General features: G+C 59.7%; 1 protein-coding gene. It reads right to left on the bottom strand.

Annotated features, from left to right (window positions below; translation table 11 throughout):
* The coding region (gene moaC, locus ACFC20_RS17820) for a cyclic pyranopterin monophosphate synthase MoaC (protein ID WP_375194148.1) at nucleotides 1-490 on the bottom strand (490 nt) is incomplete at its 3' end.
* Between the last annotated feature and the right edge of the window lie 28 nt (nucleotides 491-518).

The following is a 518-nucleotide window of genomic DNA, read 5'->3' as shown; positions in this document are numbered from 1 at the left end:
CCTTGTAGTCGCCCGACTTGCCGCCGGACTTTGCCGTCAGCCGGATGTCGCCGATCATCATGCCGCGATCCACGGCCTTGGCCATATCGTAAAGCGTGAGGCATGCGGCCGACACGGCAGTCAGCGCTTCCATCTCGACGCCGGTCTGGCCCGTGAGTTTCACCGTCGCCTCGACTTCGACAGAGTTCGTTTTCTTGTCGGGGCGCAGTTCGACTTCGACTTTCGAAATGGCGAGCGGATGGCAGAGAGGGATCAGGTCTGCCGTCCGTTTCGCCGCCATGATGCCCGCAAGCCGGGCGACCTCGATCGCGTTTCCTTTTTTCAACTTGTCATCGAGAATGAGCCTGAGTGTCGATGCCTTCATGACGATCCGGCCTCTCGCCGTCGCGCTGCGGGCTGTGACCGGCTTCTCCGACACGTCGACCATTCGCGCGGCGCCGTCATTGTCGAGATGGGTGAGCTTCCTTTTCGAGATTGGTTTATTTGTCATTCGCGAAGATCCTTGCGCATGAAACAGC

Origin of the sequence: Marinobacter sp., from assembly GCF_041984545.1 — a bacterium.
GTDB lineage: Bacteria > Pseudomonadota > Gammaproteobacteria > Pseudomonadales > Oleiphilaceae > Marinobacter.
Note: the sequence above shows the minus strand (reverse complement) of the source record. Positions and strands in the feature narration are given on the sequence as shown.